General features: G+C 38.3%; 2 protein-coding genes and 1 pseudogene. 1 reads left to right on the top strand and 2 read right to left on the bottom strand.

Annotated features, from left to right (window positions below; translation table 11 throughout):
• Positions 1-288: 288 nt before the first annotated feature.
• Positions 289-993, top strand: a pseudogene (locus tag ABWO41_RS16630) (alpha/beta hydrolase); the annotation flags it as partial.
• Between the two features lie 50 nt (positions 994-1,043).
• Here ABWO41_RS16630 and ABWO41_RS16625 read toward each other — a convergent pair.
• A complete protein-coding gene (locus tag ABWO41_RS16625) occupies positions 1,044-1,994 on the bottom strand; it encodes a sugar phosphate isomerase/epimerase family protein (RefSeq protein WP_353140415.1) in 951 nt (316 codons plus the stop codon).
• A gap of 52 nt (positions 1,995-2,046) precedes the next feature.
• The gene (locus ABWO41_RS16620; protein WP_353140413.1) at positions 2,047-3,474 is read right to left on the bottom strand and encodes a serine hydrolase domain-containing protein; all 1,428 of its coding nucleotides are present in this window, start codon (positions 3,472-3,474) and stop codon (positions 2,047-2,049) included.
• Positions 3,475-3,630 lie beyond the last annotated feature (156 nt).

The following is a 3,630-nucleotide window of genomic DNA, read 5'->3' as shown; positions in this document are numbered from 1 at the left end:
AGTGGAAGAACTGTTGGAAAGATAGTAGTAGAATTAGATTAATGAATGTTTTTTTATATTATTGTAATACCATTTATCAATAAAACCTAATTCAACTAACCTACATTCAATTAACCAACTATGAAAAGATTATTATCTATTGCATTGTTAATGCTGTGCACAGTATCTATCGTTCTGGCTCAAGGAAGTCAAGTTTTTGAGACGCGTACCGTAAAAAGTGATATCCTTAAAATGGATCGCAAATATGAAATTTACTTACCCTAAGGCTTTGATCAACGCGACCGCAGTTATCCTGTTCTCTACCTCCTTCATGGCAGTGGAGATAATCATACAGGCTGGGTACAATTCGGGCAAGTTCAACACATTGCAGACAAAGCGATTGCTGAAGGCAATGCAGGTCCAATGATCATTGTAATGCCCGATGCCGATACCGGAACCAGAGGATATTTCAATGTTGTTGACGGCAGTTATAATTATGAAGACTTCTTTTTTAAAGAGCTAATTCCACATATTGAAAAAACATACCGGGTACGTAGTGAAAAACGTTATCGGGCTATCTCTGGCTTATCAATGGGTGGTGGAGGAACCATCTTTTATGCTCTGCATCAGCCAGATATGTTTGCAGCCGCTGCTCCTCTAAGTGCAGCAACTGGAAACTGGGATTTTGAACAGTTCAAAACAAGGCTTAAACAAACATCTACAAGTGCTTCCGACAAACAAATCGAAGATTACTTCAATCGGCATAGTATAGAAAGCATTGTTAAAAATGCATCTGAAGATAATTTAAAAAAGATTAAAGGAATACGTTGGTATATAAGCTGCGGCGACGATGATTTCCTTTATGAAGGCAATAGCCGAATGCATATTCTATTGCGTCAAAGCGAAATCCCTCATGAATACAGAGTTAAAGATGGTGGACACACCTGGACATACTGGCGAAACGAATTACCATTAGTACTTGAGTTCGTCTCAAAGTCATTTACACAATTCTAATCTAAGCATCCAAAACAGCATTTGATTAATGCTGTTTTGGATGCCTTTAACTACATTCCTTCAGCAATAGCTTTCATCTTAGCTAAACCGGTTTGCGCAACTAACAATGCGTCTTGCTGATAATAACTCTGGTTGAAAACCTCCAATGAAAGAATAATTTGCTTGCCAGGATCTTTAATGGCCTGCAATGCCTGACGAATCGGAGCAATACCATCTCCCGTATAAATACGATCAGGCTCAGATATTTTAGCAGGAAGAATACCTGACGGATAATCATTAACATGGAAAATATCAATTGCCGGCTTACCTACAAATGCTAGGCTGTCAAAGCTTGAACCGCCTTTGTAAATATGAAAAATATCCAATAAAGCACGAGCATCTTTATGTCCGCTTTCTGCAACTACGTAAAGCACCTGACTGATTTTCTTAAGATTGGGTGATGCACCCCACATTTCGAGCACCGGCTTCACACCAGTCTGCTCGCCCATCTCAAGTATTTTAATATATCTTTCAGTAATAACATTCAAATCAAGCAATGCTGCATTAGCACCATTGGCACCCGAAGGTGGAGCTGCTACTCGTTTACAACCAATTCCTGCCAATTGCTCCATTTCTCCCTGCAACTGCTTAAGGCCAGCTGTACGCATAGCTTCATCATCTACAATCCATCTGGCAAAACCAATCGCATTTTCTATTTCAAGACCTAAATCATCAATAATCCTTTTAGCTTCCTTTACCGTACCCCCTTCTTTCAAATAGGTTTGAAAACTATCTATCCATATCTCAACCGAGCCAAATCCTGCTTTCGATGCAACTTCCAATTCTTTAACAAAACCGAGTTTCTGTCCACGAATGGTGCTCATATTGAGCGCATATTTAAAACTTGAGTTAGCTTGCTTTGAAGTCTCTTTAGCAGAAGCGGGTAATTTTAACAGAGAAGCCCCGGCAGTCAAACCCAATGTTTTTAATACTTGCCTGCGGTTTAATAAAAGGTCGGTCATAATAAATTAAGCTCTTTATGTGAATTAATAGCCGTAAAAATACAATTATTAATTACAGAGCTGCAACACTACCTTTATAATTCCTAAAAAGATAACGCAACCTCACAAATACAACCAATACATTAGCCAATGCTATCAATCCTAATCCTAAAATAAAATCCGACATCATTAAAAAAATGCCATCCCAATTCAATACCCGACCGCTCAACATAGTTGTAATCCAGGACATTGAAAGAAGTAGAATAAGAGGTAAAAGACGTAATAGCAGATAGGACCACGATAACCAAAGAGGTCGTTTATTATATTTCTGATACCATTCTTTTACCCGGAATATTCTACGCACCGCAAAACCAAAAGCGATAAGAAAAACTAAAAATCCACACACTTGAAAAAACCAATGTGGCAAAGAAGAAACATCGGGTTCCTGTCCTTCCAGGATTTCGTGAATACCATCCACGAACGAGTAGTAATCCACAAGAGGCTTAATACCGCTATTAAATAGAACAACGATTCCATACCCATCATTCGTATAAATCATTTGCTCTGAACTGTAGGTCCATAAAATCCCACCGTGATACAAGCTGGAATCTCTATTCAAATTCCAACCCATAGCATAAGACGATTCATTCCCTGACTGTGCTTTATGTGTCAATGCTAAACCCTCAGCACTCAATAATTCAGTATCTTTAAAACGACCTTTATTTAACTGAACACGAAGCCAGTTGGCCATATCATTAGAGCTAGAAACCACTCCTGCTGCACCATCCACAAACCATTCAGGATCTTTTGCAACAATTGGTTCTCCAACAAAAAAGGTATAACCTTTTGCTATACCTTCTTTATATAATGATTTAGTATTAGGAACATCCCAGGTATAATTCATTTCCAGCGGATTGAAAATATGGTTTTCCAAATACGAAGAAAACCTTTCGCCGCTAACCGCTTCAACCAATTTCGCCAGGATCTCATAATTGGGATTATGGTAATGAAACGTTTCACCAGGCTTACTTACTAATTTAGCCTTCTTTAGTAATACAATGACTTCATCCAAGTTTGTGGCTTGCTGCTTAAAAGTCATATCGGGAAAACCAGTATCTGCTAAACCACTTGTTTGATGCAATAGCTGACTAACTGTTATACTTGCACCACGAGGGTCATCTATTTCAAAAGAAGGGATATATTTAACAACCGGACTATCTAAAACCACTTTACCTTCCTCTACCAGCTGCATAACTGCCACCCCTGTAAATGCTTTACTTAAGGAAGCTATTGGAAAAGGCGTATCAGCATTTACAGCTTTACCATCACTTGTAACACCATAGCCTTTTGAAAAAATAACAGAATCTGAATGAACAACGGCAACAGCCAAGGCCGGAATTTTATTGCTCGCCATCTTAGCCGTCAAATAGCGATCTATCTTTTCTACGGTATTTCCACTCTGGGCCTGAGCATTTCCAGTACCTGCAAAAAGCAAAGCCAAATACAGAACTATTATCTCTATAGCCTTTAAAATATACTTTATAGGAGTAAAATCTGAGAACATATCGGTATAATTGATTACCCAAACATAATCTCATCTATCTAATATATAAACACTTAATCGTTATACCGTACCATATAGTCGGTAAATAACAGG

Origin of the sequence: Pseudopedobacter sp. (genome assembly GCF_040392825.1) — a bacterium.
In the GTDB taxonomy this organism is placed as follows: domain Bacteria; phylum Bacteroidota; class Bacteroidia; order Sphingobacteriales; family Sphingobacteriaceae; genus Pseudopedobacter.
The sequence above is the reverse complement of the archived record's forward strand: the minus strand, read 5'-3'. Positions and strand labels throughout refer to the sequence as shown.